The following is a 25,771-nucleotide window of genomic DNA, read 5'->3' as shown; positions in this document are numbered from 1 at the left end:
GTGACCACCGCCGAGCGGCGGCGGATCACCGCTCGTGGAGCCGCCGCAGGTCGGCGGGGGTGTCGACGTCCACCGGGTCGCCCGCGTCGTCGCAGGGCACGGGCGTCACCAGCTCCGGGTGCGCGCGCAGGAAGGGACGCGCGCCCACGTCGCCCTCGGCGAGCGCGGCCACCTCCGCCAGATGCTCGCGCGCGATCAGCACCGGGTTGCGGGGCGCTCCGCCGTACGCCGCGACCGCGACGCGGGCGCCCGCCCAGAACGCGGCGATCAGCCGGCGCACCGCCTCCGGCCGCACCAGCGGCTGGTCGGCCAGCGCGACGACGACCGCGGCGGCGTCCGGCGGCAGCGCGCGCAGCCCGGCCCGCAGCGACGAGCCCATCCCGGCCGCCCAGCCGGGGTTGCGCACGACGACCGCGCCCGCGACCGGAACGTCGGCGGCGCCGAGCACCACCAGCACCGGCCGGCACCCGCCCTCGGCGAGCGTCCGCACGCCCCGGTCGGCCAGCCGCTCCCCCTCGAACTCCACCAGCGCCTTCGGACCGCCGAACCTGCTGCCGCCCCCGGCGGCCAGCAGCAGCCCGGCGACCGCCGCGCCGGTCACGGGCCGTCGCCGTGGATGCGTCCCGACGTCTCGGTCAGCGGCCTGCCGCTGCCGCCCCAGCGGAGCTGGATCAGCTCGGCCGCGATCGACACGGCCGTCTCCTCCGGCGTGCGCGCCCCCAGGTCGAGCCCGATCGGCGACCGCAGCCTGGCCAGCTCGTCCTCCGACAGGCCGGCCTCGCGCAGCCGCGCCAGCCGGTCCCCGTGCGTGCGCCGCGACCCCATCGCCCCGACGTACGCCGCGGGGGTGCGCAGGGCCACCTCCAGCAGCGGCACGTCGAACTTCGGGTCGTGGGTGAGCACGCAGATCGCGGTGCGCTCGTCGATCTCGGCCGCCGCCAGGTAGTCGTGCGGCCAGGCCACCACGACCTCGTCGGCCTCGGGGAACCGCTTGGCCGTGGCGAAGACCGGCCGCGCGTCGCACACCACCACGTGGTAGCCGAGGAAGCGCCCGATCCTCGCGACTGCGGCGGCGAAGTCGATCGCGCCGAAGACCAGCATGCGCGGCGACGGCGCGAACGACCGCACGAACACCCGCAGGTCGTCGAGCCGCCGCTCCCCCTCGGGGCCGTAGCGCCGCACGCCGGTCAGGCCCTGCGCGAGCATGCCGCGCACGTCGTCGTCCACCGCGTCGTCGAGCCTGGCCGAGCCGAGCGAGCCCGCCGCCCGGTCCGGCCAGACCACGCGGCGCGCCCCCACGCGGCCTGGGCCCTCGACGATCGTGGCCACGGCCACCGGACGCCGCGCGGCGACGTCCGCGACGACCTCCCCCAGCTCCGGATAGTCCCGCGCGGAGACCGGCTCCACGAACACGTCGATGATCCCGCCGCAGGTCAGGCCGACCGCGAAGGCGTCGTCGTCGCTCACGCCGTACCGCTGCAGCACGGGCGTACCCGTGGCGATGACCTGCGCGGCGAGCTCGTAGACCGCGCCCTCGACGCACCCGCCGGAGACGCTGCCCACCACCTCGCCGTCGAGGACGGCCATGGCCGCGCCCGGCGGCCGCGGCGCGCTGCGGAAGGTGCCGACGACGGTGGCGAGGCCGAACCGCCGCCCTTCCTCCCACCAGCCCAGCATCTGGTCCAGCACGTCACGCATCGGCCTCTCCCCTCCGTACGGGACGCTCACCGGTCCGTACGGGACGTTCACCGGCCAGCAGTGCGGCCAGTTCCTCGTACGCGGCCAGGCTATGCCCGGCGACGAAGTCGTCGACGTGCGGCAGCGCCGCGCGGATGCCCGCGGTCAGCGGCACGTACGCCGGGTCGCCCTTGTGCGGGTTGACCCACACGACGCGGCGGGCCAGCCGGGACAGCCGGGCCATCTGCGCGCCCAGCAGGTGGGCCGGGCCGCGCTCCCACCCGTCGGAGGCGATCACGACGATGGCGCCGCGGGGATCGGGCAGGCGCAGCAGCGCCCGCACCTCCTCCCCCAGCCGGGTGCCGCCGCTCCAGTCGGGGATGGCCGCCGAGCACGCGTCCATGGCGAGACCGGGGTCGCGGTGGCGGAGCGCGGCGGTGACCCTGGTGAGCCGGGTCCCCGCGCTGAACACCTCGGTCGCCCTCGGCTCCGCGCGGACCAGCGCGTGGGCGAAGCGCAGCAGCGTGTCGGCGTAGGCGGCCATCGAGCCGCTGACGTCCACGACCATGACGACCCGCCGCGGCCGCTCCCCGCGCACGCGCCTGCGCAGCCCGGCGGGCTCGCCGCCGTGCCGCAGCACCTCCCTGACGGTGCGCCGCGCGTCGGTCGCGCCGCGGTGGGACGACGGGCGGTACCGCCGCGACCTGCGCGGCTGCCGCGCGCCCCGCAGCAGCGCGAGCAGCCGGTGCACCTCCCGGCGTTCCGCCTCGCTCATCCGCGCCACGTCCCGGTGCCGCAGCACCTCCGTCTCGCTCGCGGTGGCCGGGGGCGCGCCCGGCTCGTCCGTCCCCGGCGACTCCCCCGTGCCGTACGGCGTGGCCACCGGGCGGGTCACGGACACGGTCGTCGCGCGCACGCGGCGCGGGGCGGCGGGAGTGCCGGCGGAGAAGTAGGCGGCGAAGCAGCGGTCGTAACGGGGCAGGTCGTCGGGCCCGGCGCACAGGGTGAGACGTCCCGCCCAGTAGACGTCCCGCCCGTCGGCGGCGTCGAGATGGCCGAGCGCGGTGAGGAAGCTCCGGGTGCGGTAGTGGTCGGCCGCCACCCCGGCCGCCCGCAACGCCCGGGCGAACCCGGCGAGCGCGGCGAGACCGTCAGCCACGCCCGCCGCCCGGCGTGAGCAGCCCCATGGCCCGCGCGGTCTCCTGGTCCTCCCGGTGTTTGAGCACCGCGCCCAGCGTGGCGTCAGCCAGGGCGGGGTCGAGCTCCACCGCGCCGAGTGTGAGCAGCGCCTCGGTCCAGTCGAGGGTCTCGGCGATGCCCGGCGGCTTGAGCAGGCCCGCCTCGCGCATCCGGCCCGCCGCCCGCGCCACGTCCGCCGCGAGCCGCTCGGCGCACCCGGGCAGCCGCCGCCGCAGGATGGTCACCTCCCGGTCGAACCCGGGGTGCTCAAGCCAGTGGTAGAGGCAGCGCCGTTTGAGCGCGTCGTGCACCTCGCGGGTGCGGTTGGAGGTCAGGACGACGACCGGCGGCGTCGCCGCACTGATCGTCCCGAGCTCCGGCACAGAGATCGTGAAGTCCGACAGCACCTCGAGCAGGAACGCCTCGAACTCGTCGTCGGCCCGGTCGATCTCGTCGACGAGCAGCACGCTGGGCTGCGTCTCCAGGGCCCGCAGCAGAGGCCTGGCGATGAGGAACCGCCGGTCGTAGATCTCGCCCTCCAGCGCCGCGACGTCGGCGGCGCCGGCCGCCTCCGCCGCCTTGAGGTGCAGGAGCTGGCGCGGGAAGTCCCAGTCGTACATGGCCTGGGCGGCGTCGAGGCCCTCGTGGCACTGCAGCCTGATCAGCGGCGCGTCCAGGATCGCCGCGAGCGTCTTGGCCAGCTCGGTCTTGCCGACGCCCGCCTCGCCCTCGAGGAAGAGCGGCCGTCCCATCTTCAGCGCGAGATAGGCCGCCGTCGTCACGCCGTCGTCGGCCAGGTAGTCGTGGTGGTCGAGCAGCTCCGCCAGCGTCGCCGGCGCGTCGATGCCCGAGATCGTGGTCGTCCGCCGCAGCACACGGACAGGCTACTCAAACACCTCCCTGGGGGCATGGGGCCCGTAGGGTTCGCCGCATGACCGACGAAGCGCGCCATTTCGAACGGAGCCCTGACGACCGGAACCTTGACGACCGCAGCCCTGACGACCGCAGCCTGCCCAGGCCCGGTTGCCTCACGGACTCGCCCGGCGGGCGGGCCCTCGCCGCCGAACTGGCCGCCCGCTGGGCGGAGCCGCACCGGCGCTACCACACGACGGCTCACCTGCGTGCGGTCCTGGCCGCGATCGAGCCGCTCGCCGCCCTGGCGGAGGACGCCGACGCCGTACGGCTCGCCGCGTGGTTCCACGACGCCGTATACGACGGGCGTCCTGGATGGGACGAGGAGCGCGGCGCCCAGCTCGCCCAGGCCCGGCTGCCCGCCTGCGGCCTGCCCGCGGCACGCGTGCGGGAGGTCGCCCGGCTGGTGCGGCTGACGGCGGGGCACACCTATGATCCCGGCGACGCGAACGCGGCCGTCCTGTGCGACGCCGACCTGGCGATCCTCGCGGCGCCGCCCGGCGCGTACGAGGCGTACACGAGGGCCGTGCGCGAGGAGTACCGGCACGTGCCCGACGACGCCTTCGTGGCAGGGCGGGCCGCGGTGCTGCGGGGGCTGCTCGGCAAACCGCGCCTGTTCGGCACTCCCGTGGGCCGCGAGCTGTGGGAGCGGCGGGCGCGGGAGAACCTCGCGGCGGAGCTGGCCCGCCTCCGGAGCGGCGCGCGAGCGAGCGCCTTTACTATGTAGATCTCGAACGGGTCTTCGGCCTGCGCAGGCCGGACTCGCGCAGACGGCGCACCAGCTCCTGGCTGCCGACGGCTTCCGCCCCTAGGGCCACGGCCCGGCCGTAGACCGTCTCCGGCACGTCGTAGTGGTCCCGGTCGAAGGCCCGCGCGGGCACCCCGAGCAGGCGGGCGAACTCGTGCAGCTCCTCCAGCGAGGAGTCGCTGACCAGGTGGGACCACAGCAGCCCGCGGGGTCCCGGCCAGTTCGGCCGGTCGATCAGCACCCCCATGCGCCCCTCCCGTGTCCGGGAGCGAGCATAACCCGCGGCGCCCGGCTCAGCGGCCGCCGCGCAGGGCCTCGGCCGAGTAGCCCGCGATCTCCTTGTACCTCTGGGACATCGCGGCCAGCTCCTCCGCCTTGATCACATCGTCGATGGATTCGAACGGCCGGTCGCCGGTCCGCTCCCACACCTCACGGATGATCACGTCCGGTGGCACGCTCCGGTTGGCGAGGACCACCCGCGCGGTCGCCGGCAGCCGTTCCGCCTCGTACGCGCGCAACGCGGCCACCGGGTCCCCCGTGCCGCTCAGGTGGTGGCGGAGCGCCTCGGCGTCCAGGATCGCCTGGCCGGCGCCGTTGGAGCCGCGCGGCACCATCGGGTGGGCGGCGTCGCCGAGCAGGGTGATCCGCCCCTCGCTCCAGTGGTCCAGGGGGTCCTGGTCGACCATCGGGTACTCCAGGACGGTCTCGGAGGCCCGCATCATCGCCGGCGCGTCGAGCCAGTCGAAGTGCCAGTCCTCGAAGTGCCCGATGAAGTCCTCCAGCTCGCCGCGCCGGTTCCAGTCGCGTCGCAGGTGGTGCGGGGTCTGGATCTCGACGACCCAGTTGACGAGCTGGTCGCCGCCGGGCAGGTTCCTGATCGGATAGGCGACCAGCTTGCCGCGGTCGATCCAGCCGGCCCGCACCATGCTGGCCCCGGACAGGAACGGACGGCCCACGCTGACGCCCCGCCACATGTTGATGCCGGAGTAACGCGGCTCGCCCTCGTCCGGGTGGAGCTGTTTGCGCAGCGCCGAGTGGATGCCGTCGCAGCCGACCAGCACCCGTCCCCGTACGGAGGGCAGCGGCTCGCCGCCGGGGCCGGTGAAGCGGGCGGTCACGCCGTTCTCGTCCTGCTCGGCTCCGACGCAGCGGTGACCGAGCACCACGGCGTCCGCGCCGAGCCGCTCCCGCACCGCCGCGAGCAGGACCGCCTGCAGGTCGCCGCGGTGGATGGAGTACTGCGGGTGCTCGTACCCCGCGTACCTGCCGGACGGCTCCCGGTAGATGAGCTGGCCGAAGCGGTTGAAGAACACCGACTCCATGGTGACGACGCCGGCCTCGGCCAGCGCGTCGCCGAGGCCGAGCCGGTGCAGTACGCGGGTGGAGTGGGGCAGCAGGTTGATGCCCACGCCCAGCGCGCCGAGATCGGGCACGGCCTCGTAGACGCGGCAGCCGATTCCGGCGTCGTGCAGTTCGAGCGCGAGCACCAGCCCGGCGATGCCGGCGCCGACGATGAGGACCTGTTCCTCGGCCGGAGGGCTGGCGGAATCGGGGAACCGTTGCGGCATGAGGACTCCTGGCTTCTGTGCTGTTGGGCCGTCAGGGGGGATGGGCCGTCGCCGGCAGCGGCGCCTGGTCCCGGCGCCGAGCACATGGTGCCATCGTGTTCCTTGCTACAGACGAATATGACCTGATTTTTCTGCTATACAGAACACCATGCCTGACTCCCTCCCCCCATACGCCATCGCGTCGGTGGACAAAGCGCTGCTCATCCTGCTCATGATCAGAGACCGGGGGGAGGTGCGGGTCACCGACGTCAGCGAGGAGCTAGACGTCGCCCGCTCCACGGCCCACCGGCTGCTGCTCACGCTGACCCACCGCGGGTTCGTCGCCCAGGACCGCGTCACGAGGGCGTACCGCGCCGGCCGGGTCGTGGTGGAGATAGGGCTGACCGCGGTGGGCGAACTCGACGTGCGGCGCAAGGCCAGACGGCACATGGAGTGGCTGGCGGCCGAGTTGCGCGAGACGGTCAACCTGATCGTGCTGGAGGGCAACGGCGCCCGGTTCATCGACGGGGTGGAGGGCGACCGGCCGCTGCGGGTGTCGTCGCGCACCGGCACGCTGCTGCCCGCGCACAGCACGTCGGGCGGTAAGGTCCTGCTCGCTGAACTGCCCGACGAGGAGGTGCTCGCACTCTTCCCCGACGGCCTCACCCGGGTCACCGACCGCACCATCACCGACCCCGACGCCCTGCGCACGGAGTTGCGCAGTGTGCGCGACCTGGGCTACGGAGTGAATCACGAGGAGAGCGCGGCCGGGCTCGACGCGGTGGCCGTCTGCGTGCGCGACCACCTTGGCCGCGCGCTCGCCGCGCTCGCGGTCAGCCTGCCCCACCAGCGCATGACCCACGGCAACCTGCACATGATGCTCCCCATGCTGCGCGCCGCCGCCGAGGGCATCAGCCAGGACCTGTGACCACCTGACCACCCAGCGGCACTCGCCGTTTGTTCTGCTGTGAAGAATCTATGTGCGTGTGATTCCCTTTTGTGAAAACCCGCCGTAACTTCTGGCAACGAACCGGTCGATCCGGACGCTGTGCCATTAGACGGGTAAATCTCATGATTCAGCATAAAAGGGGTCACTTTGGCGTGCCTTCGCGCGGGCGGCGCCGGTGAGCTACAACGACTACGACGGCCCGCACGCCGACCTGCGCGAGCTGATCGATCGGATCGACCGGTCGGGTCAGCTGGTGCGGCTCGGCGGGGTCGACCCGCACCTCGAACTCGGCACCCTCATCGAGCTCATCGCCCACCGCGGCGGCGAGGGCGGCCCCGCCGTCCTGTTCGACGACCTCGTGGGCGCCAAGCCCGGCCACCGCGCCTTCTCCGGCGCCACCAACTCCGCCGAGCGGCTCGCCCTCACCCTCGGCCTCCCGGCGCCCGGTCATCCCCTCGACGTCGTGCGCGCGTACCGGGACCGGATGAAGACCCACGAGCCCATCCCGCCGGTCACCGTGGACGACGGCCCGGTGGTGGAGAACATCCTGCGCGACGACGAGGTGGACGTGACCTCGCTGGTCGCGCCCCTCCTGCACGAGCGGGACGGCGGCCGGTACATCGGCACCGACGACCTCGTCATCATGCGCGACCCCGACGACGGCTGGGTCAACATCGGCACCTACCGGGTCATGGTGCACGGCCCCGACCGGGTGGGCCTGTGGATGTCCCCCGGCAAGCAGGGCAGGCAGATCAGGGAGAAGTACTTCTCCCGCGGCGAGCCCTGCCCGGTCCTGATCTCCTGCGGCCACGATCCGCTGCTCTTCCTGGCGTCGGGCAACGAACTGCGTTACGGCCTTTCCGAGTACGACTACGCGGGCGGGCACCGCGGCCGGCCGTTCGAGGTGGTGGCCTCCGAGCTTCACGGGCTGCCGATGCCCGCCAGGGCCGAGCTGGTCCTGGAGGGTGAGATGTACCCGGGCGATGTCGCGCCCGAGGGTCCTTTCGGCGAGTTCACCGGCTACTACGCCGGCGGACGCTCGGACCAGCCGGTGGTGCGGATCCGCCGGATCTACCACCGCGACGACCCCATCGTGACGGTCGCCTCCCCGATCAGGCCCCCCTCCAACTTCTCCTACAGCAAGTGCGTGATGAAGTCGGGGATGATCTGGGACGAGGTCGAGCGGGCCGGGCTCTCGGGCGTGCAGGGCGTCTGGTGCCACGAGGCGGGAGCGGCCCGCCTGTTCAACGTCATCTCGATCAAGCAGGCCTACGACGGCCACGCCAAGCAGGCCGGGCTGCTCGCCGCGTCCTGCCAGTCCGGCTCCTACCTCGGCCGCTTCGTCGTCGTGGTGGACGAGGACATCGACCCGACCGACATGTTCGACGTGCTGTGGGCCATGTCCACCCGCTGCGACCCCGCGGACGACATCGAGATCATCCGCAGGGCGTGGAGCGGGCCGCTCGACCCGCGCATCCCGCACGGCCAGACGCACAACTCGCGGGCCGTCATCACGGCCGTCCGCCCGTACGACCGCCTCAAGGACTTCCCGCCCGTCGCCGAGGCGAGCCCGGAACTGCGCGACCGGGTCGCGAGCAAGTTCGCCGACGTCCTGGCGCGTCTCGGCTCCCCGTCCCCCCGAACGCAGCAACCGGAGGAAGCACAATGATCAGGCTGCGCCTGGCCGCCATCGTCGCGGTGACCGCCTCCCTGTCCCTCGGCGTCACCGCGTGCGGCGGTGACGACACCGCCGCCTCCGCGGGCGGCGACGGGGCCACCATCACCTACGGCATCTACGAGCCGGGCGCCGACTCCGGCTACCTGCTGATGGCCCAGGAGAAGGACTTCTTCGCCAAGCACGGTGTCAAGGTCGAGGTCGTCCAGCTGAAGAGCGCCCAGCAGGCATTCCCCGCGCTGCTGTCCAAGCAGGTGGACGTGATCCAGGGCAACCCGAGCGAGGCGCTGCTCGCGGCGCAGAAGGGCGCGAAGCTGAAGTTCGTCGGGTCGACCATGCCCGGCCAGAACTACGCCGTCTACGGCAAGAGCGACCTGGCCTCCCTGTCCGCCCTGTCCGGCGCCACGCTCGCCATCTCCACCCCGACGGGTCTGCCGGCGGTGGTCGCCAAGGCCATGATGCTCCAGTCGTCCGTCGATCCGTCCTCGGTGAAGCTCGTCAACTCGGGCGGTTCCTCCGACCGGTACAAGGCGGTGGTCTCCGGGCAGGTCCAGGCCGCCTCCGCGCCGCTGGACTACACGGCGCAGGCCGCCAAGGACGGCGTCAAGCTGCTCGGCCGGGCCAAGGACGTCGTGCCCGACTTCCCCAGGTACGCGCTGATCACCAGGGACGACGTGCTCCAGGGCAAGGGCGCCGCGGTCACCGGCCTCATCGCCGGCCTCGTGGAGGGCATCCGGTACGCCGACGGCCACGCCGACGAGGCGCAGGCGCTGGCCGCCAAGACGCTCAACGTCAAGGCGGACGACCCCATGGTCTCCGAGACGTACAAGGAGTTCCACGACGGCGGCTACCTGGCCATGAACGGCGAGATCCCGGTCAAGCAGATCAAGTACCTCGCCGACCTCCAGGTGAAGCTCGGGATCACCCAGAAGGCGATCCCGGTGGACCCGATGGTGGACGACGGCTACCGCCAGAAGGCCATCGGCGAGATCGGCGAGGTTCCCTCGAACTACTACGGAGACGCCCGATGAGCGACGACCTGGCGGTGGACGTACGGGGCGTGTCCAAGACCTTCGTCGACGACAAGGGCCGCGAAGTGCAGGCGCTGCGGGACGTGACGTTCCAGGTGCGCCGCTCGGAGATCGTGGCCCTCACCGGGCGCAGCGGGTGCGGCAAGACCACGCTGCTGCGGATCATCATGGGCCTGGAGCACCCGACCTCCGGCACCGTGAAGGTGGAGGGCGAGCCGGTGCGCGGCTGCGGGCCGGACCGCGGCATCGTCTTCCAGAACGCGGAACTGCTGCCCTGGCGCACCGCGCTCGCCAACGTCGAGTTCGGCCTGGAGGCCCGCGGCCTGCCCAAGGCGGAGCGGCGAGCGGCCGCCGAGCGGGCGATCGAGCTGGTCGGGCTGACGAACGCCGCGGGCCGCCGGCCCCACGAGCTGTCCGGCGGCATGCGCCAGCGGGTCGGCATCGCCCGCGCGCTCGCCATCGACCCCGCCGTGCTGCTCATGGACGAGCCCTTCTCCGCGCTCGACGCGCAGACCAGGGAGAAGATGCAGGCCGAGCTGCTGGAGATCCACGAGCGGACCGGCAAGACCATCGTCTTCGTCAGTCACGACATCGACGAGTCCGTGCTGCTCGCCGACCGCGTGGTCACCCTCGTGCCCGACCCCGGCCGGGTGCATGCCGTGCTCGACACCGCCTTCGGCCGCTCCACGTCCCTGGACGAGCGCCGCGACTCCGCGGAGTTCGCCCGACGCCGCCACGAGCTGCTGCAACTCGTGCACGGCCGCGAGATCCGGCAGCAGGATGGAGTCTCCGCATGACCGCTCTGATAGACGAGGCGGCTACCGTCGACGACGAGACCGCCCTGTCCAGGAAGATCCGTTCCCAGCGCCGCGGCGGCCGCGACCGCCTCGTCACCGCCGCCGGCGTGGTCGTCATGCTGGTCGTCTGGGAACTCGCTGCCCGGCGGGTCGACCCCATCCTGGCCGCGCCGCCCAGCGCCGTGCTCAAGGCCCTGATCGGCATGATCGGGGACGGCACGCTGCTCACGGCGGTGTGGGAGAGCGCCCAGCCCTTCCTGGCCGGCTACGTGCTGGCCATCGTCGCGGGGGTGCCCCTCGGCCTGCTGATCGGCCGGTTCCGGGTGGTCGAGGCGGCGATCGGCTGGCTGGTCATCGCGGGCTACGCCATGCCGATGATCGCCCTCACCCCCGTCTTCATGCTCTGGTTCGGCCTGGGCTTCGCCGTCAAGGCCGCGATGGTGATGACCATGACGGTCTTCGCCATCGCCATCAACACCTGGAACGGCGTGCAGAACGTGCCCCGCACCCTCATCGAGGTCGGCACCGCCTTCTCCGCCTCCCAGCCGCGCATCCTCGGCCAGATCGTGCTCCCGTCCGTCATCCCGTCGATCATGACCGGGTTGCGCATCGGCATCGGCAAGGCCGTGGTCGGCATCGTGATCGCCGAGTTCTTCACCGCCATCGGCGGGCTGGGCGGGGTCATCGTGGACGCCGGGCACAGCTTCCAGCCCGACCGGATGTTCGCCGCCGTCGTCGTGCTGATGGCCGCCGCGGTCGCCCTGACCGGGCTGATCGGCCTGCTGGAGCGGCGACTGGCACCCTGGAACAGGTCGATCGCCGGAGGTACGCGTTGAGCACCCCTATCATCCAGGGCGCGCCGCGCCGGGTCGTCGTGGGCGTGTCCGGCGCGACCGGGACGGCCCTGGCCGTACGGACACTGCAACTGCTCGGCGCCGCGGGGGTGGAGCGGCATCTCGTCGTCAGCCCCTCCGCCCGGCGCACGGCCGCGTACGAGATGCCGGAGGCCGAGTTCGACGCCGAGGTCGTGCACAACTTCCGCGACATCGGCGCGTCCATCGCGTCCGGCTCCTACCCGGTGGACGCGATGATCGTGATCCCGTGCAGCGTCAAGACGCTGGGCGCCATCGCCGCGGGGGTGTCGGAGAACCTGCTGGTGCGGGCCGCCGACGTGACGCTCAAGGAGCGCCGGCGGCTCGTTCTGTGCGTGCGCGAGACGCCACTGCATCTCGGTCACCTGCGGGCGATGGTCACCGCGACCGAGATCGGCGCCATCATCGCGCCCCCGATGCCGGCCTTCTACTCCGCTCCCGAGTCGCTGGACGACGTGGTGGACCACATCGTGGCCAGGGCGCTTTCGCTGATCGGCGTGCATGTCCCAGGAGCGCCGCCGTGGGAGGGGACGCCCGCCTCTCACACAAGCAAGCGAATGTGACCGGCGGAAACACCGCGCCGGTCACATTCGGTCGCCGGCCGGCGAATGGCGGTCACGGTGAATCCCCGCGGACCGCCATGGCCGGAAGTCCCCTCAGCACTTCCCCTTTACTCGGGTGCACTTGGGACAGCATTTGTACTTGCGGTGGTTCGTGCATCGGTAGGTGCACTTGGGCGGCTTCGGCTTCGTGTACGAACCGCCGGCCGCCGCCCGCGCGACCGCCGCGTCACCGGTGCCCGGGATCGCCGACGCCGACGCCGCCGCAGGCCACAACGCGATCGTGCTGAGCAGCGCCGAACCTAAGATCACGCTGAGTCGCCCACCTCGCATGGTCCTTCTCCCCTCCGATCGGGCCGCGATGCGGCGGATCGAGCTATTCATCCCCTATTGTCCGAATTACTTCCGGGGGGCGTCCAGCCCGCCGGCCGCCATCGGAGGAATCCGGTGCGAATCCCCATCCGGCCATGGAGGTGGATCGGTGAACGACGGCACGCCTCCCGGGAATCGTGAGGCGGCGCCCAAGTCCCCGTCCGTCCATGGCATGAAAAACGCCCCAACCCGGCAAAAGCCCGCATAGTCCGCATCAGGGTGGCAACCGTGGCCAGGACGCGTACTCGCCGCGTCCGAACGCTCCACGGGGGGAAACCATGAGCGCACGAACCGTTCGATCCTTAACCGCGCTCGCGGCGGCGGTCATGCTGACGATGGCGCTGCTCGTCGGCTGCGGGGGCACCACCACCCCGGCGCCCGAGCACGCCGCCGCGGCCGGCCCGGCGGTGTTCGTCACGCCGACCGCGGACGGGGGCGAGTACAACTCGCCGTGCCCGCCCGGAGGCAACGCCAAGCGGTTCGCCAAGACCCGGTTCGCGCTGCACGCGGGCCTCGCGCTGGGCGCCTTCCACCGCTACATCTACAAGCCGCTGCGCAGCGGCGGCTTCAAGGCGGGAGCCGAGAAGCGCAAGCGCACGATCGCGAAGGCCGCGATCGCCGGGGCATTCGCCCTGCACGAGCTGAAGGTCGCCAAGGGCTTCGCCGTGGCCAACCCGTCCCTGTGCAGGGCCGTCGAGGGCGTCAACGCCCGCTTCACCGCGCTGACCGGCAAGCTGCACCAGGGCACCGCCACGCAGGCCGACGTCGACGCGGGCCAGAGCGCCATGAGCGGCCTGCAGCGCGACGCCTCCTCGACCGGCTACGGGTTCAAGGAGCGGAACGTCACCGTCCCCGGCGCGGGCTGACCGCACGGTCCGCGTTCGTCCCCGGCGGCAAAGATCCACCCATCCAGGGCGTACCGGAACGCCAGGAACGTGGCTTCCGGCCGGCCGGCGGGTAGGAACGCGGAGATCCGCCGGCACGGGAAGATCGGAATCGCCGGCCGTCGATCCGAAAGGCGAGTAGCAGAAGTGGTTCCGACCTTGTGGCGGCTGACACCGCTCGCGATCGCGCTCACGATCGCGGTCTCCGCCGCGCCGCCGGACAGCGCGAACGCGGCGCTCTCCCCCGGCTTCGGGAACCCCGGCGGTGGGGACGGCGGCATGGGCCAGGTCACCACCGGAGGCGCCCGCTGGCTCCTGGCGTCCACCGGCAACGGTTCCGACAACCAGAACCAGCCGCGAGTCTTCAGCCCCACCAACAACGTCGGGGTGCAGCACATCTCCTCCGTCGCCAAGTGGTTCGCCGTCCAGGCCGGATACTGCAAGCGGAAGATCGCCTGCAAGGTCAACGAGAACATGTGGTTCGCACCCGGAGGGGGTCGAGGCCGGTAGCCGCCGCACGTCCGCTCTCGTCAGAGCGAGCCCGCACATAACCTATTGACTTGGTAGGAATTGTAGGCAACCCTGATGACGAATCCTCCGTCGTCATCTGTAAGGGGTGTCAATGTCCGTCGTCGAACTCCGGGGCGAACTGGGGAGCGCGGTGCGGGCGGGTCCCCGGCCGCACCCCCGGCCGCGGCCCCGTGCCGCCGCCTCCCGGCGCCACCGCAAGGGCTGGCACCGGTGGGTCAGCCCTCTCGTCCTCGTCCTGCTGTGGCAGGCGGCCAGCGCGTCCGGGCTGCTCCCGGCCCGGCTGCTCGCCGCCCCTTCGCAGATCGCTTCGACCACGCTCGACCTGGTGAGCACGGGGACGCTGCCCACCGCGATCGCGGTGTCCCTCGAACGGGTGCTGCTCGGCTTCGCCGCAGGAGCGCTCACCGGCATCGGCCTCGCGCTGGTCGCCGGGCTGAGCCGGGCCGGCGAGAACGCCGTCGACCCCATCATGCAGATGCTCCGGGCGCTGCCGTTCTTCGGCCTGATCCCGTTGTTCATCCTCTGGTTCGGGATCGGGGAGGCGCCCAAGGTGCTGCTGGTGGCGCTCGCCGTCTCCTTCCCGCTCTACCTCAACACGTTCGCGGGGATCCGGGGCGTGGACGGCAAGCTCGCCGAGGTCGCGCGGACGCTCAGGCTCGGCAGGGCCGCGCTCGTCCGGCATATCGTGCTGCCGGGCGCGCTTCCCCAGACGCTCGTGGGGCTGCGGCAGAGCCTCGGGGTGGCCTGGCTGGCGCTGATCGTGGCCGAGCAGGTGAACGCCGACGCGGGGCTCGGCTTCATGATCAACGATGCCCGGGAGTTCCTGCGTACCGACGTGATCGTGGTCGGCCTGCTGGTCTACAGCGCGCTCGGCCTGCTCACCGACGCCCTGGTCCGTCTCCTGGAAAGGAGGGCGCTGGTATGGCGGCGCGAGTTCCTGCCGGGGTGAGCGGCCCCGCGGGCGCACAGACCGTACGGCCCGCCGCGGCCGTACGCGGGCTCACCCGGCGTTTCGGCGACCGCGCGGTGCTCGACGGCCTCGACCTGGTGATCGGGCGCGGCGAGTTCGTCGCGCTCCTCGGCCGCAGCGGCTCGGGCAAGTCCACGCTGCTGCGCGCGCTCGCCGGCCTGGACGACGAGGTCGAGGGCGGCCTTGAGGTGGACGGCTCGGTGGCCGTGGCCTTCCAGGAGCCCCGGCTGGTGCCGTGGAAGCGGGTGCGCGACAACCTCACGCTCGGCCTGACCGCGCCTGACCCGGTCAGCAGGGCGGAGGCCGCGCTGGCCGAGGTGGGCCTGACCGACCGGGCGGGCGCGTGGCCGCTGACGCTGTCCGGCGGCGAGGCGCAGCGGGCGAGCCTGGCCCGCGCCCTCGTCCGCGAGCCTGGACTGCTGCTGCTCGACGAGCCGTTCAGCGCGCTCGACGCGCTGACCCGGATCACCGTGCACCGTCTGGTGCTCGACCTGTGGGCGGCGCACGGCCCGGCCGTGCTGCTGGTGACCCACGACGTGGACGAGGCGCTGCTGCTGGCCGACCGGGTCCTGGTCCTCGACGACGGGCGCGTCGCGCACGAGTGGACCGTAGCCGCCCCGCGCCCCCGGCACCGCGACCACCCCGGCCTGCTCACCCTGCGCGCGGCGCTGCTGACCGCCCTGGGCGTCACCCCGGAGGGACCGGCATGACCAGGAGACTCATCGCCGCGCTGCTGATCGCCCTGACGGCCGGCACGGCCTGCGCCTCGCCGGAGCGGAGCGCGCCCGGCGGGCAGGACGGAGCCGCCTCCGGCCGTGTCACGCTGCGGGTCGGCGACCAGAAGGCCGGATCGCAGGCCCTGCTCAAGGCCGCCGGGCTGCTCGACGGCACCTCGTACGCGATCACGTGGGCGCAGTTCACCTCGGGCCCCCCGCTGCTGGAGGCGGTCAACGCCGGAGCCGTGGACATCGGCGGCGTGGGCAACACGCCGCCCGTCTTCGCGGCCGCCTCCGGCTCGAAGATCAAGATCGTGGCGGCGCACCGCCAGAGCGCGAAGGCGTCCGCGATCCTCGTCCCGCCCGGGTCGGCGATCACCTCGCCCGCCCAGCTCAAGGGCAGGAAGATCGCGGTGGCCAAGGGCAGCTCCGCCCACTACCACCTGCTCGCGGTCCTGAAGAGGGAGGGCCTGTCCTTCGCGGACATCCAGCCGCAGTATCTGCAGCCTGCCGACGCCCTCGCGGCCTTCTCGTCCGGCACCGTCGACGCGTGGGCCATCTGGGACCCCTTCACCTCCCAGGCCGTGATCGAGCACAAGGCCCGGCTGCTGGCCGACGGCGAGGGCGTCGTCAACGGCCTGGGCTTCCAGGTCGCCGCCCCCGCCGCGCTCGACGACGCCGGCAAGCGCGCCGCCGTCGGCGACTACCTGACCCGCCTGGCCAAGGCGCGGATCTGGGCCGCGACCCACCTGGACGAGTGGGCGAAGGTGTGGGCGCGGGAGACCGGCCTGCCGGTCGAGGTCACGAACGCGGCCGCCGCCAACGCCGTGGCCACCCCCGTCGTGATCGACGACTCGGTCGTCTCCTCGCAGCAGGAGATCGCCGACGCGTTCACCGCGGAGGGCCTCATCCCCGGCACCGTCGTGTTCTCGCAGTTCGTGGACGACCGCTTCAACGACGTCGTCGGAAAGGCGCAGCGATGAGATTCCACTGGTTCCTGCCCACCTCGGGCGACGGCAGGGCGATCACCGGCGGCGGGCACGGCCTGGCCCGCCGGCACGGGCAGGCGGCGGCGTCCGCGTCCCGCCCGCCCACCATCGACTACCTCGCCCAGGTGGCCCGCGCGGCCGAGCAGGCCGGGTTCGAGGCCGTGCTCACCCCCACGGGCACCTACTGCGAGGACTCCTGGCTGGTCACCGCCGCCCTGACCCAGGTGACGACCCGGCTGAAGTTCCTGGTCGCGTTCCGGCCCGGGGCGCTGTCCCCGACGCTCGCGGCGCAGATGGCCGCCACCTACCAGCGGATCTCCGGCGGCCGGCTGCTGCTGAACGTGGTGACCGGCGGGGAGGCGGCCGAGCAGCGGCGGTTCGGCGACCACCTGGGCAAGGACGAGCGGTACGCGCGGACCGCCGAGTTCCTGTCGATCGTGCGCGGCGCGTGGGACGGCCCGTTCGACTTCAGGGGGAACTACTACGAGGTCGAGGGGGCGACGGTCGCCGAGCGGCCCGACCCCGTCCCAGAGTTGTACTTCGGCGGTTCCTCCGCCGCCGCGGGCCCGGTGGCGGCCCGGCACGTCGACGTCTACCTCACCTGGGGCGAGCCGCCGTCCCAGGTCGCGGCCAAGCTCGACTGGATGCGCGAACTCGCCGCGGCGGAGGGCCGCACGCTGCGTTTCGGCGTACGCCTGCACGTGATCACGAGGGACACCTCCAAGGAGGCGTGGGCGGAGGCCAGGCGGCTGCTCGACCAGATCTCCCCCGAGGACGTCGCGTCGGCGCGGGCCGTCCTTTCCCGCAGCGAGTCCGTCGGGCAGCAGCGGATGCTCGCGCTCCACGAGGGCTTCGCCGCGGGCCGCGACGGGGCCACCCGCGGCGGGGTCAGGGACCTGGAGATCCACCCCGGCCTGTGGGCGGGGGTCGGCCTGGTGCGCGGCGGCGCGGGAACCGCGCTCGTCGGCAGCCACGCGGAGGTCGCCGACCTGGTCGAGGAGTACGCCTCACTCGGTGTGGAGGAGTTCGTCCTGTCGGGTTACCCGCACCTGGAGGAGGCCTTCTGGTTCGGCGAGGGCGTGCTGCCTGAACTGCGCCGGCGCGGCCTGCTGGACGCCGCCGCGCCCGTGCGGCTGAGCGCCTGACCGGCACGCGGGGCCCCCGCCGCCTTCACATGCGGTCGGGGGCCTCGCCGCGTTCCCTGATCAGAGCGGTGAGCTGGGCCACCGCCCGGCGCGAGCGTTCCCGCTCCGTGCTCTGGATGCCCATCGCGCCCAGGCTGCTGCCGTCCGCGAGGTCCAGCCTGGGCCAGGGGTCGCCCTCCGCCATCGTGACGTCGAGCACCTCGGCCCACTCGTAGCGGTGCACCCGCAGCGCGTTCACCACCGTGAGCCCCTGCTCGTCCGCCCGCACCCGCAGGCGGCCGAGCAGGTGCAGCACCGCGGCCACCGCCACGCCGAAGGCGACCATGCCCAGCCGGTCGGGCATCTTGAACTGCTCCGGCAGGCCGACGGCCAGCACGATCGAGCCGATCACCATCACCGCCGCCAGGCCGTACGCGATGACCGTGGTGGCGCGGGGCCTCCAGGTGACGGGCAGCGGCGGCACGCGCTCAGGCATGGCCACCCCCGGGGGCGGGCACCGTGCGACGGTGTACTGCGTGCCCGGCCGGCGGGGCGGCGGGCGGATGCTGCGTGATCACCAGTGAAGTCTTCCCGGCTTGGCGCTGCGGATGCGAGGGCTGCGGCTACGAGGGCCGGGTGGGTCAGCCGGCGAGGCCGCGCAGGACGAGCGCGGTCTCCAGGGCTGCGACCGTCGCCTCGTATCCCTTGTCCTCCTTGCTGCCCGGCACGCCGGACCGCTCGATTGCCTGATCAAGGGTGTCACAGGTGAGCACCCCGTTGCCCACCGGGGTCGACTCGTCGAGCGCGACCCTGGTCAGCCCGGCGGTCACCGAGTCGCACACGTAGTCGAAGTGGGCCGTCTCTCCCCTGACCACCACTCCGAGCGCGACGACGGCGTCGCACCGCCTGGCCAGCGCCTGCGCGACCACCGGGATCTCCAGCGACCCGGCCACCCGGGCGGTGACCACGGCCGCGCCGCTGTCCCGCGCCGCCCGCTCGGCCCGCGCCAGCAACTGGTCGGTGATCTTCTCGTGCCACCGGGCGGCGACGATGCCGACGGTCAGCCCGCCCGCGTCCACCGCTCCCGCGCCCGGACGTCCGTCGCCGCTCATGCGTCCCCCTCGCCTGACGGCTCTGACCGGGTCCACTCGTTCATCGGGCCTCCTTGCCGAAGTGCTCTCCGTGGATGTCGCGCGGGACGTCGCCGGAGATCTCGTGGCCGAGCCGGTCGCGCTTGGCCGTCAGATACCTCTCGTTGTACGGGTTCATCGCCACCGGCATGGGCTCGCGGCCCAGGACCTTGATGCCGTACCCGTCCATCCCCCGCACCTTCGCCGGGTTGTTGGTGAGCAGCCGCACCGACCTGACGCCGAGGTCGGCGAGGATCTGCCCGGCGTTGGAGAACTCCCTGGCGTCCACCGGCAGCCCCAGCTCCAGGTTCGCGTCGACCGTGTCGCTGCCGTCGTCCTGGAGGCTGTAGGCGCGTAGCTTGGCCAGCAGGCCGATGCCGCGCCCCTCGTGGCCGCGCAGGTACACGATCACGCCGCGCCCGTTCTCCGCGATCATGCGCATCGCGGTGTCGAGCTGGACGCCGCAGTCGCAGCGCAGCGAGCCGAGCACATCGCCGGTGAGGCACTCCGAGTGCGCCCGGACGAGCACGTTCTCGCCCTCCTCGATGTCGCCGTACACCAGCGCGACGTGCTCGCCGCCGTCGAGCGCGCTGGCGTAGCCGTACGCGCGCCAGACGCCGTACCGGTTGGGGATGCGCGTCTCCGCGACCCGGGTGACCATCCGCTCGGACCTGCGGCGGTGCTCGACGAGCTGCTCGATCGACACGAGCGCGAGGTCGTGCTCGTCGGCGAACTCGCGCAGGCGGGGCAGGCGGGCCATCGTGCCGTCGTCGTTGACGATCTCGGCGAGCGCGCCGGCCGGGGAGAGCCCGGCGAGCCTGGCGAGGTCCACCGACGCCTCGGTGTGCCCGGGCCGCACCAGCACGCCGCCCTCGCGGTACCGCAGCGGGAAGATGTGCCCCGGCCGGACCAGCTCGTACGGCTCGGTGGCCGAGTCGCACAGCGTCCTGATCGTCTTGGCCCGGTCGGCGGCGGAGATGCCCGTCGTCACCCCGTCCCTGGCGTCCACGCTGATCGTGTACGCGGTGCGCAGCCGCTCGCGGTTGTCCTGCACCATCAGGGGCAGGCCGAGCCGGTCGAGCGTGGCGCCCTCCATCCCCACGCAGATCACGCCGCTGGTGTAGCGGATCATGAAGGCGACCAGCTCCGGCGTCGCCTTGGACGCCGCGAAGATGAGGTCGCCCTCGTTCTCGCGGTTCTCGTTGTCCACGACCACGACGGGCCTGCCGTCCCTGATGTCGTTCACGGCCCGTTCGATCGGGTCCATCCTTATAGCACTCATGCCACCACCGCCCGCAACTCGCGCGACTGCCGCAGCCAGCCGCGGAACCCGATCATGACCATCACGAAGAACACCCCGTAGACCAGGCCGGAGACCACCAGCCCGGAGCTGAACGCCAGCGGCACGCCGACGAGGTCCACCGCCACCCAGACGATCCAGAAGTCGACCAGGGCCCTGCCCTGCGCCCAGGTCGCGACCGCGCTGCCGACGAAGATGTACGCGTCGGGCCAGGGCGCCCAGGAGACGTTCAGCCCCCGCGCGTTCAGATAGGTGAACAGCAGGGCGACCGCGACCGTCCCGCCGGCCATGAGGCCGACGAGCACCGCCCGCTCCCCCGCCCGCGCCGAGCGGACCGGCAGTTCGGCGCCGCCGCGGGTGCCGCGCGACCACTTCACCCAGCCGTAGACCGCGAGGACGCCGAACAGCACCTGCTTGAGCGCGTTGCCGGTGATGTGCGCGCTGACCGACGCCGCGAACAGCAGCACCGACCCGAGCAGCTGCACCGGCCAGGTCCAGATCGTCCTCCTGATCGCGAGCCAGACCGTGGCGAGCGCGCACACGTTGCCCACCAGGTCGGTCCACAGCACGGGCTTGCCGAACACGTGGAACGCCGCCGCGTCCGCCCAGCTCATGCCCGCGCTCCCCCGGTGAGCTTCTCGACGTACTTGGCGATCACGTCCACCTCGAGGTTCACCGGCTCGCCCGGCTGCTTACGGCCCAGCGTGGTGAGGCCGAGGGTGGTGGGGATCAGGCTCACGGCGAAGGAGTCCTCCCCCACCTCCGCCACGGTGAGGCTGACGCCGTCCACCGCGATCGAGCCCTTCTCCACGACGTACCTGGCGAGGCCGGCCGGCAGCGAGAGCCGTACGACCTCCCAGTGCTCCCCCGGCTCGCGGGACAGCACCTCCCCCGTCCCGTCCACGTGGCCCTGCACGATGTGCCCTCCGAGCCGCTGGTCGGCCCGTACGGCGCGCTCCAGGTTGACTCGCGCGCCGGGGAGCAGGGCCCCGAGCGAGGACCGGTCGAGGGTCTCTCTCATGACGTCGGCGGTGAAGGAGTCGCCCTCGGCCTCCGCCACCGTGAGGCAGACGCCGTTGACGGCGATCGAGTCGCCGTGCCGGGCGTCGCCGGTGACGACCGGGCCGCGCACCGTGAGGCGCGCGGAGTCGCCCAGCGGCTCAAGGGCCACGACCTCGCCGAGTTCCTCGACGATTCCGGTGAACATTCAGCTCTCCTTGGGGAACGTGCGGCCGGGGGACTTCGGACGCAGGACCAGCTTGAGGTCCGGCCCGACGGGGGTCGCCTCGGCGAACTCCAGCCGGTGGATCTGGGTGATCGTCGACACTCCGGCGGGGCCGAGCGCGGCCGGCCCCGCGCCGAGCAGCGCCGGGGCGAGGTAGCCGACGACCCGGTCGACCAGGCCCTCCCCGAGGAACGCGCCCGCGAGGGTGGGCCCGCCTTCCACCAGCACGCTCACGATCCGCCTGTCGTGCAGTTCTGCCAGCAGCGCGCGCAGGTCGACCCCGCCGGGGACGCGCGGGAGCCGTACGGCGTGCGGGGCCAGGTGGGCGGGGATGTCGGCGTCCTCGGCCACGGCGACCAGGGTGGGGGCCTCGCCGTCGAGGACGCGGGCCGTGGCGGGGGTGCGGGCGCCGGGGTCCACGACCACGCGCAGCACGGGCGCCTCGCGCGGCGGGACGGGGACACGGGCGGTGAGCCGGGGGTCGTCGGCGAGCACGGTGCCGATGCCGGCGACGACGGCGTCGCTCTCCGCGCGCAGGCGGTGCACGTCGGCCCTCGCCTCGGGCGAGGTGATCCACTGGCTGGTGCCGTCCTCGGCCGCCGAACGCCCGTCCACCGTGGCGGCGAACTTCCAGGTCACGTACGGCCTGCCGGCCCGCACGAAGGTCAGCCAGGCGGCGTTGCCCTCCTCCGCCTCCGCGGCCAGCACGCCCTCGTCCACCACGACGCCGTGCCGTCTCAGGGTGGCGGCTCCGCCGGCGGCCTCGGGGTTGGGGTCGGAGACGGCGACCACGACGCGGGCCACGCCCGCCTCCAGGAGCGCGGCGGTGCAGGGGCCGGTCCTGCCGGTGTGGTCGCAGGGCTCCAGGGTCACGTAGGCGGTGCCGCCCCTGGCCCGCCCGCCCGCCTCGCGGAGCGCCACGACCTCGGCGTGGGGGCCGCCGGCGCGTGCGTGGAAGCCCTCTCCCGCGACCTCGCCCGCGGGGTCGAGGATCACGCAGCCGACGACTGGGTTGGGGCTGGTGCCGCCCAGGCCCCGGGCGGCGAGCGCGATGGCGCGCCGCATGTGAAGGATGTCCCCTGAGGTCACCCCGGTCTTCCTCTCGCCGTTGTCTACGGCGGGCCCCGGGGATGGTCGGGGACGCGGTCTCGGCGTCACCCGCACGGGCGGCGCCGCTGCCGGTGCGCCCACATGGCCGCCCGGCGGCGCGAGGCCACCCGTTCGCGCGCTTCCTCCCATCCGGACTTTCACCGTCGGTCCTGGAATCACACCAGGTCCACCGGCCGATGGCTTCGGCCGGGTCGCGGACTGTCACCCCTGGGGACAGGGGTGTCACCGCCGGTTCGGAATTACACCGACCCCGGAGCACGCTGCTCTGCTACCCGACAGTGTAGCGATGCCCGGCTCGTTGCCCTAGCGCGGGATTGCGGTGATCTGCGGCACACACATATCGGACGGTTCAGTCTCAGGCTTGTTCGAGTTGTGTCACAAATTTGTGACACAACAGCATTTATGTAATAAGCAGTCTCTCGCGTCGCATATACCCAGGTCAATGCGGTCGTAGGACACAAGGTGATTTACTTTGCACAACAAAGTAAGCAAGTGGCGAAGTGCGCGCCTCAACTGATTGACCCGCACAAAATTCGTTGCCAGGGTTCCCTATAGTCGGATCTCTTCCGATCGTTAATGGTCCATCCGGGAGCACCGCACCATGACGTTCCCCTCCTCGACCACGACCGACGACGCCGCGGACTCCGTGGACGCGACGCCGCCGGCCGGGTCAGATCCCGCCATCGTCGGCCGTTCACCCGGCCAGCTCATGTGGCGCCGGTTCCGACGCGACAAGACCGGCGTGATCTCGGCGATCATCGTGCTCGCGTTCTTCCTGATCGCGCTTCTCGCACCCGTGATCTCCGCCCTGTACGGCAAGGACCCGTACTCCACGTACGGGCAGAACCAGCCGGGCCTGCTCAACGAGTACGGCTATCCCATCGCCCCCAACGGCGGCATGAGCGGCGAGTTCTGGTTCGGCCTCGAGCCGGGCCTGGGCCGCGATGTGTTCATGCAGCTCGTGTACGGCATCCGCACGTCGCTGAGCATCGCCGTCATCGTGACGGTGATCACGACCGTCGTCGGCGTCGTGATGGGCATCACCTCGGGCTATCTCGGCGGCAAGACCGACTACGTGATCGGCCGGGTGATCGACACACTGCTGGCCTTCCCCTCGCAGCTCTTCCTGATCGTCTTCCTCCCGGTCGTCGAGGCCGCGATCGTGCTGCCCGAGGAGGAGACGCCGGTCTGGCTCCGATACGTGTCGATCTGCATCGTCCTGACCGTCCTCGGCTGGGCCACGATCGCGCGCCTGCTGCGCGCCCAGGTGCTGTCGCTGCGGACACGCGAGTTCATCGAGGCCGCCCGCGTCACCGGGGCCTCTCCCGGGCGCATCATCTTCAAGGAGTTGCTGCCCAACCTGTGGACGCCGATCATCATCCAGGCCACTCTCGCGCTGCCGCTGTTCGTGGGCGCGGAGGCCGGCCTCGGATTCCTCGGCGTCGGCATGACGGAACCCACCCCCGACTGGGGCCGGATGTTCCAGGTGGGGGTGAACGTCTACCACTCCGACGTCACGTATCTGATCTTCCCGGGTGTGTCGATGCTGATCTTCGTCGTCGCCTTCAACCTGCTCGGGGACTCTATCCGCGACGCCTTCGACCCCAAGACCAAGCGCTGACCACACGCGCTTTCCCCCATAGGAAGGACCACATGAGATCGCAAAGCAGGCGGTTCGCCTCGATGACGGCCGTGCTCGCGGCCGGCGCGCTCGCCCTTGCCGGCTGCGCCCAGGGCGGCGGCGGCGGAGCGCCCCAGGGCGCGGCGAGCACCTCCCAGAAGCCGCTCGAGAACAAGGCGGTCAGCGCGATCACCGTCGGCACCGCCCAGGACTCCGCGGGCCCCGCCCCGGAGATCCAGGGCGCCAAGTCCGGCGGCACCGTCTACATGATCGACCGTGACGACTTCAGCCACCTGGACCCGGGCCGCGTCTACGTCAACTACAACTCCTCGGTGTCCAAGCTGTTCACCCGGACGCTGACGGCGTACAAGCACGACGACTCGGGCGACATCAAGCTGGTCGGCGACCTCGCCACCGACACCGGCACCACCACCGACGGCGGCAAGACGTGGAAGTTCACGCTCAAGGACGGCCTGAAGTGGCAGGACGGCTCGCCGATCACCGCCGGTGACATCAAGTACAGCTTCGAGCGCCTGTTCGCCGACTTCATCACCGAGGGCCCCGACTACGCCGAGACCTGGCTGGTCCCCGACCCGAACAAGCCGTTCCGCGACCAGTACAAGGGCCCGTACGACGGCAAGGAACTCGACACGATCGAGACTCCGGACGACAAGACGGTGATCTTCAAGCTCAACGGGGAGCACCCGGACTTCAACTTCACCGTGGCCATGACCGGCTACGGCGCCGTACCCAAGGCGCACGACACCAAGCAGAAGTACGACAGGCAGCCGTTCTCCTCCGGTCCGTACAAGATCGTGAGCCACATCACGGACAAGTCGATGGACCTGGAGCGCAACGAGCACTGGGACCCGAAGACCGACCCGATCCGGCACGCCTACCCGGACAAGTTCCACATGGAGTTCGGGGTCCAGGCACAGCAGACCACCGAGCGCTTCATGGCCGACACCGGCAACGACAAGACCGCGTTCACCTTCCACAACGCGGTCGCGCCCGAGCGCGTCCAGGAGGTGCTGGGCGACCCCGAGCTGATGAAGCGGTCGGTGCAGGGCCTCACGCCGTTCACCACCTTCTACAACATCAACACCAAGCGGATCACCGACGTCAACGTCCGCAAGGCGATCATCACCGCCTGGCCGGCCAAGCAGATCCAGCAGATCGAGGGTGGCGAGGTCAACACCGGCAAGATCGCCACGACCGTGCTGAGCCCGACCGTCCTCGGCTACGAGCCGTTCGACCTGTACGGCAAGCTGGCCAAGCCGGAGGGCGACCCCGAGGCGGCCAAGCAGCTGCTCGCCCAGTCGGGCAACGCCAACCCGACCGTCGTCTACGCCTACAACCAGACGCCGACCCAGGAGAAGATCACCGTCGCCGTCAAGGAGGCGCTGACCAAGGCCGGCTTCAAGGTGGTGGCCAAGCCGCTGAACCCGACGACGTACTACGACGCGATCGGCCCGGTGGACAACAAGTTCGACATCTACTGGGGCGGCTGGGCGGCCGACTGGCCGACCGGCTCGACCGCGATCCAGCCGCAGTTCGACGGCCGCCAGATCGCGGACAACGCGCCGAACTACACGCACCTCGACGTGCCGGAGATCAACGAGGCCATCGACAAGGCCAACAAGATCACCGACGCCACCGAGGCGGGCAAGGCCTGGGCCGCGATCGACAAGATGATCATGGAGCAGGCCGCGATCGTGCCCGAGTACTACCAGACCTACTTCGGCCTGTACGGCTCGGGCCTCGGCGGGGTCAAGATGGACCCGATCGAGGGCGAGCAGTCCGCGCTCGACATCTGGGTCAAGTAGCAGCAACCAGGTCCGCCGCCCCCTTC

27 protein-coding genes and 1 riboswitch are annotated in these 25,771 nt (G+C 71.9%); of the genes, 15 read left to right on the top strand and 12 right to left on the bottom strand.

The genetic code is table 11. The annotated features are described in order from the left end of the window. Nucleotides 1-25: 25 nt before the first annotated feature. The 4 genes from HHX31_RS03210 to HHX31_RS03195 are packed head-to-tail and all read right to left on the bottom strand — an operon-like array spanning nucleotide 26 to nucleotide 3,731. Nucleotides 26-601, bottom strand: a complete 576-nt coding sequence (locus HHX31_RS03210; protein ID WP_169944803.1) for an NTP transferase domain-containing protein — start codon at nucleotides 599-601, stop codon at nucleotides 26-28. Then, nucleotides 598-1,698, bottom strand: a complete 1,101-nt coding sequence (locus HHX31_RS03205; protein WP_169944801.1) for an XdhC/CoxI family protein — start codon at nucleotides 1,696-1,698, stop codon at nucleotides 598-600. The genes HHX31_RS03210 and HHX31_RS03205 overlap by 4 nt, the downstream gene beginning before the upstream one ends. Beyond that, a complete protein-coding gene (locus HHX31_RS03200) occupies nucleotides 1,691-2,836 on the bottom strand; it encodes a VWA domain-containing protein (RefSeq protein WP_169944800.1) in 1,146 nt (381 codons plus the stop codon). The genes HHX31_RS03205 and HHX31_RS03200 overlap by 8 nt, the downstream gene beginning before the upstream one ends. Further along, the gene (locus tag HHX31_RS03195; RefSeq protein ID WP_169944798.1) at nucleotides 2,829-3,731 is read right to left on the bottom strand and encodes a MoxR family ATPase; all 903 of its coding nucleotides are present in this window, start codon (nucleotides 3,729-3,731) and stop codon (nucleotides 2,829-2,831) included. Before HHX31_RS03195 ends, HHX31_RS03200 begins: the two co-directional genes overlap by 8 nt. Nucleotides 3,732-3,787: 56 nt before the next feature. Here HHX31_RS03195 and HHX31_RS03190 point away from each other — a divergent pair, with 56 nt between their 5' ends. Next, the gene (locus HHX31_RS03190; RefSeq protein WP_249345354.1) at nucleotides 3,788-4,495 is read left to right on the top strand and encodes a metal-dependent phosphohydrolase; all 708 of its coding nucleotides are present in this window, start codon (nucleotides 3,788-3,790) and stop codon (nucleotides 4,493-4,495) included. On the opposite strand, the gene HHX31_RS03185 is transcribed toward HHX31_RS03190, so the two are convergent. Beyond that, the gene (locus tag HHX31_RS03185) at nucleotides 4,488-4,763 is read right to left on the bottom strand and encodes a DUF4031 domain-containing protein (protein WP_169944796.1); all 276 of its coding nucleotides are present in this window, start codon (nucleotides 4,761-4,763) and stop codon (nucleotides 4,488-4,490) included. The two genes, HHX31_RS03190 and HHX31_RS03185, sit on opposite strands and share 8 nt — an antisense overlap. A 46-nt stretch (nucleotides 4,764-4,809) precedes the next feature. Beyond that, a complete protein-coding gene (locus tag HHX31_RS03180) occupies nucleotides 4,810-6,084 on the bottom strand; it encodes a flavin-dependent oxidoreductase (RefSeq protein ID WP_169944794.1) in 1,275 nt (424 codons plus the stop codon). A 148-nt stretch (nucleotides 6,085-6,232) separates the two neighbouring features. Between HHX31_RS03180 and HHX31_RS03175 the strand changes: the two genes are divergently transcribed. From HHX31_RS03175 to HHX31_RS03120, 12 genes are all read left to right on the top strand, one after another. Next, nucleotides 6,233-6,991: an IclR family transcriptional regulator gene (locus HHX31_RS03175; protein WP_169944792.1), complete on the top strand. Its 759-nt coding sequence runs from the start codon at nucleotides 6,233-6,235 to the stop codon at nucleotides 6,989-6,991. A gap of 196 nt (nucleotides 6,992-7,187) precedes the next feature. Further along, nucleotides 7,188-8,681: a UbiD family decarboxylase gene (locus tag HHX31_RS03170; protein ID WP_169944790.1), complete on the top strand. Its 1,494-nt coding sequence runs from the start codon at nucleotides 7,188-7,190 to the stop codon at nucleotides 8,679-8,681. Further along, complete coding sequence (locus HHX31_RS03165; protein WP_169944788.1) at nucleotides 8,678-9,718, top strand: ABC transporter substrate-binding protein; 1,041 nt, start codon at nucleotides 8,678-8,680, stop codon at nucleotides 9,716-9,718. Before HHX31_RS03170 ends, HHX31_RS03165 begins: the two co-directional genes overlap by 4 nt. Further along, nucleotides 9,715-10,515, top strand: a complete 801-nt coding sequence (locus HHX31_RS03160) for an ABC transporter ATP-binding protein (RefSeq protein WP_169944786.1) — start codon at nucleotides 9,715-9,717, stop codon at nucleotides 10,513-10,515. The genes HHX31_RS03165 and HHX31_RS03160 overlap by 4 nt, the downstream gene beginning before the upstream one ends. Continuing rightward, nucleotides 10,512-11,351: an ABC transporter permease gene (locus HHX31_RS03155; RefSeq protein WP_169944784.1), complete on the top strand. Its 840-nt coding sequence runs from the start codon at nucleotides 10,512-10,514 to the stop codon at nucleotides 11,349-11,351. The genes HHX31_RS03160 and HHX31_RS03155 overlap by 4 nt, the downstream gene beginning before the upstream one ends. After that, the gene (locus tag HHX31_RS03150; RefSeq protein WP_211589170.1) at nucleotides 11,348-11,950 is read left to right on the top strand and encodes a UbiX family flavin prenyltransferase; all 603 of its coding nucleotides are present in this window, start codon (nucleotides 11,348-11,350) and stop codon (nucleotides 11,948-11,950) included. Before HHX31_RS03155 ends, HHX31_RS03150 begins: the two co-directional genes overlap by 4 nt. A 647-nt stretch (nucleotides 11,951-12,597) precedes the next feature. Beyond that, the gene (locus tag HHX31_RS03145) at nucleotides 12,598-13,185 is read left to right on the top strand and encodes a hypothetical protein (RefSeq protein WP_249345352.1); all 588 of its coding nucleotides are present in this window, start codon (nucleotides 12,598-12,600) and stop codon (nucleotides 13,183-13,185) included. A gap of 165 nt (nucleotides 13,186-13,350) precedes the next feature. Continuing rightward, a complete protein-coding gene (locus tag HHX31_RS03140; RefSeq protein WP_169944782.1) occupies nucleotides 13,351-13,713 on the top strand; it encodes a hypothetical protein in 363 nt (120 codons plus the stop codon). Between the two features lie 112 nt (nucleotides 13,714-13,825). Next, nucleotides 13,826-14,683: an ABC transporter permease gene (locus tag HHX31_RS03135; RefSeq protein ID WP_169944780.1), complete on the top strand. Its 858-nt coding sequence runs from the start codon at nucleotides 13,826-13,828 to the stop codon at nucleotides 14,681-14,683. Further along, nucleotides 14,656-15,414: an ABC transporter ATP-binding protein gene (locus HHX31_RS03130; RefSeq protein ID WP_169944778.1), complete on the top strand. Its 759-nt coding sequence runs from the start codon at nucleotides 14,656-14,658 to the stop codon at nucleotides 15,412-15,414. The genes HHX31_RS03135 and HHX31_RS03130 overlap by 28 nt, the downstream gene beginning before the upstream one ends. Then, on the top strand, nucleotides 15,411-16,403 hold the full coding sequence (locus HHX31_RS03125; protein ID WP_169944776.1) for an ABC transporter substrate-binding protein: 993 nt from the start codon (nucleotides 15,411-15,413) through the stop codon (nucleotides 16,401-16,403). The genes HHX31_RS03130 and HHX31_RS03125 overlap by 4 nt, the downstream gene beginning before the upstream one ends. After that, nucleotides 16,400-17,554, top strand: coding sequence for an LLM class flavin-dependent oxidoreductase (locus tag HHX31_RS03120; RefSeq protein ID WP_169944774.1), 1,155 nt, complete (start codon nucleotides 16,400-16,402; stop codon nucleotides 17,552-17,554). The genes HHX31_RS03125 and HHX31_RS03120 overlap by 4 nt, the downstream gene beginning before the upstream one ends. 25 nt (nucleotides 17,555-17,579) lie before the next feature. Here HHX31_RS03120 and HHX31_RS03115 read toward each other — a convergent pair whose 3' ends face one another. The 6 genes from HHX31_RS03115 to ribD form a co-directional block, all read right to left on the bottom strand. Next, nucleotides 17,580-18,029 carry a PH domain-containing protein gene (locus HHX31_RS03115; RefSeq protein ID WP_169944772.1) on the bottom strand — a complete coding sequence of 150 codons (450 nt, stop codon included), beginning with the start codon at nucleotides 18,027-18,029 and terminating at the stop codon, nucleotides 17,580-17,582. A 145-nt stretch (nucleotides 18,030-18,174) separates the two neighbouring features. Continuing rightward, nucleotides 18,175-18,645, bottom strand: a complete 471-nt coding sequence (gene ribH, locus HHX31_RS03110) for a 6,7-dimethyl-8-ribityllumazine synthase (RefSeq protein ID WP_169944770.1) — start codon at nucleotides 18,643-18,645, stop codon at nucleotides 18,175-18,177. A 40-nt stretch (nucleotides 18,646-18,685) separates the two neighbouring features. After that, nucleotides 18,686-19,945, bottom strand: coding sequence for a bifunctional 3,4-dihydroxy-2-butanone-4-phosphate synthase/GTP cyclohydrolase II (locus HHX31_RS03105; protein ID WP_169944768.1), 1,260 nt, complete (start codon nucleotides 19,943-19,945; stop codon nucleotides 18,686-18,688). Beyond that, nucleotides 19,942-20,577: a nicotinamide mononucleotide transporter family protein gene (locus HHX31_RS03100; protein WP_169944766.1), complete on the bottom strand. Its 636-nt coding sequence runs from the start codon at nucleotides 20,575-20,577 to the stop codon at nucleotides 19,942-19,944. The genes HHX31_RS03105 and HHX31_RS03100 overlap by 4 nt, the downstream gene beginning before the upstream one ends. Continuing rightward, on the bottom strand, nucleotides 20,574-21,170 hold the full coding sequence (locus tag HHX31_RS03095) for a riboflavin synthase (RefSeq protein WP_169944764.1): 597 nt from the start codon (nucleotides 21,168-21,170) through the stop codon (nucleotides 20,574-20,576). The genes HHX31_RS03100 and HHX31_RS03095 overlap by 4 nt, the downstream gene beginning before the upstream one ends. Continuing rightward, nucleotides 21,171-22,253 (bottom strand): bifunctional diaminohydroxyphosphoribosylaminopyrimidine deaminase/5-amino-6-(5-phosphoribosylamino)uracil reductase RibD, encoded by a 1,083-nt coding sequence (gene ribD, locus HHX31_RS03090; protein WP_169944762.1) that lies wholly within the window; start codon nucleotides 22,251-22,253, stop codon nucleotides 21,171-21,173. 156 nt (nucleotides 22,254-22,409) lie between these two features. Further along, a riboswitch (FMN riboswitch) is annotated at nucleotides 22,410-22,561 on the bottom strand. Nucleotides 22,562-22,899: 338 nt separating this feature from the next. Between ribD and HHX31_RS03085 the strand changes: the two genes are divergently transcribed. Together HHX31_RS03085 and HHX31_RS03080 are read left to right on the top strand one after the other, a co-directional pair. Continuing rightward, nucleotides 22,900-23,919, top strand: a complete 1,020-nt coding sequence (locus HHX31_RS03085; RefSeq protein ID WP_169944761.1) for an ABC transporter permease — start codon at nucleotides 22,900-22,902, stop codon at nucleotides 23,917-23,919. A 32-nt stretch (nucleotides 23,920-23,951) separates the two neighbouring features. Next, nucleotides 23,952-25,745, top strand: a complete 1,794-nt coding sequence (locus HHX31_RS03080) for an ABC transporter substrate-binding protein (protein ID WP_169944759.1) — start codon at nucleotides 23,952-23,954, stop codon at nucleotides 25,743-25,745. The last annotated feature ends 26 nt before the right edge of the window (nucleotides 25,746-25,771 follow it).

The sequence above is a fragment of the Microbispora sp. H11081 genome, assembly GCF_012999535.1.
Classification (GTDB): domain Bacteria; phylum Actinomycetota; class Actinomycetes; order Streptosporangiales; family Streptosporangiaceae; genus Microbispora.
This window is presented reverse-complemented; position numbering and strand designations above follow the sequence as displayed.